Source organism: Pseudomonas sp. PS01297 (assembly GCF_029959305.1).
Taxonomy (GTDB): Bacteria; Pseudomonadota; Gammaproteobacteria; order Pseudomonadales; family Pseudomonadaceae; genus Aquipseudomonas; species Aquipseudomonas helleri.
On sequence record NZ_JASCPQ010000203.1, the window covers coordinates 1 to 1,603 of the forward strand.

Below are 1,603 nucleotides of genomic sequence, written 5' to 3' on the forward strand. Positions count from 1 at the left end.
GGCTTGCTCGCGATAGAATCGACGCGCTTGAAGATTGAAACGCGTTGTTCTAATCGCGAGCAAGCCCGCTCCCACAGTTGGTTTTAAGGGGGCTTTAAAAAGAACGAACGATTTTGCCCAAGGTTTCCATGGCCTTTTCAGTGGTCTCATCCCACGGGCTGCCGTAGTTCAAGCGGATGCAGTTTCTAAAGCGCTGGGTCGCCGAGAAGATCGGCCCCGGCGCAATGCTGATGCCTTGAGCCAGGGCCATCTGGAACAGCTTGAGCGAGTCCATCTGTTCAGGCAGTTCAAGCCACAAAAAGTATCCGCCCGCCGGTTTGCTGACCCGGGTCTGCGCCGGGAAATACCGCGCAATCGCCGCCAGCATCGCGCTTTGCTGGTCTTCCAGGGCGTCGCGCAGGCGCCGCAGGTGGCGGTCGTAGCCGCCGTGCTGCAAATAATCGGCAATCGCCGCCTGGGCGGGCATCGATGGGCACAGCGAGGTCATCAGTTTCAGCCGTTCTACCTTCTGCGCAAAACGCCCGGCGGCGACCCAGCCAACCCGATAACCTGGCGCCAGGCTTTTCGCGAACGAACCGCAATGCATCACCAGCCCTTCGGTATCAAAGGCTTTGGCCGGTTTCGGCGCGTGCTGGCCGAAGTACAGCTCGGCGTACACGTCGTCTTCAATCAGCGGCACTTGATGCTCGCGCAACAGCTCGACCAGCGCCTGCTTTTTGGCTTCGGGCATGGTCGCGCCAATCGGGTTTTGAAAACTGGTCATGCTCCACACGGCCTTGATGGTGTGCCGTTCAAGGGTGTGGGCGAGTGCGTCGAGGTCCATGCCGTCACGCGGGTGCACGGGGATTTCCACGGCCTTGAGCTTGAGCCGCTCCAGCACTTGCAGGCAGGCGTAAAAGGCCGGGGCTTCAATGGCCACCAGGTCGCCGGGTTCGGTCACTGCTTGCAGGCACAGGTTCAAGGCTTCCAGCGCGCCGTTGGTGATCAGCAACTCCTCCATGGGCAGCATCAGGCCGCCGACCATATAACGCAGAGCGATCTGGCGACGTAATTGCGGGTTGCCGGGTGACATGTCGGTGACCACCATGCGCGGGTCCATTTCGCGGCTGGCGGTGGCCATGGAGCGGGCCAGGCGTTGCAGCGGAAACAACATCGGGCTGGGGAAGGCCGAGCCGAACGGCACGGTGTGCGGGTCTTTGATGGAGTCCAATACCGAGAACACCAAATCACTCACATCGACCTGGGTGGACTCGGTGGGGTGGCTGCTGACTTCCGGCTCGGAAAACGGGCTGGGCGCATGGGTGTTGACGAAATACCCCGAACGCGGCTTGGCGCGAATCAGGCCACGGCGTTCGAGCAGGTAATAGGCCTGGAATACCGTAGACGGGCTGACGCCGTAGGTCTGGCTGGCATAGCGCACCGAGGGCACGCGCTGGCCGGGGCCGAGCACCCCGGAACGGATCAGTTCAGCAATATCGTCAGCAAATTTTTCGTAGCGTTTCATGAACTAAAGCTCAGCTAATCCTGTGGGAGCGGGCTTGCTCGCGATGTTAACGACGCGGTTTGCCGGAATGACCGCGTCGATGCTATCGCGAGCAAGCCC

General features: G+C 60.9%; 1 protein-coding gene. It reads right to left on the reverse strand.

The genetic code is table 11. The annotated features are described in order from the left end of the window. Positions 1-94: 94 nt before the first annotated feature. The gene (mapR, locus tag QMX84_RS26270; protein ID WP_153335162.1) at positions 95-1,504 is read right to left on the reverse strand and encodes a GntR family transcriptional regulator MpaR; all 1,410 of its coding nucleotides are present in this window, start codon (positions 1,502-1,504) and stop codon (positions 95-97) included. Between the last annotated feature and the right edge of the window lie 99 nt (positions 1,505-1,603).

What these genes read in the sequence shown, in the direction of transcription:
- mapR (WP_153335162.1), bottom strand. Translation starts at nt 1,504, where the DNA reads ATGAAACGCTACGAAAAATTTGCTGACGATATTGCTGAACTGATCCGT.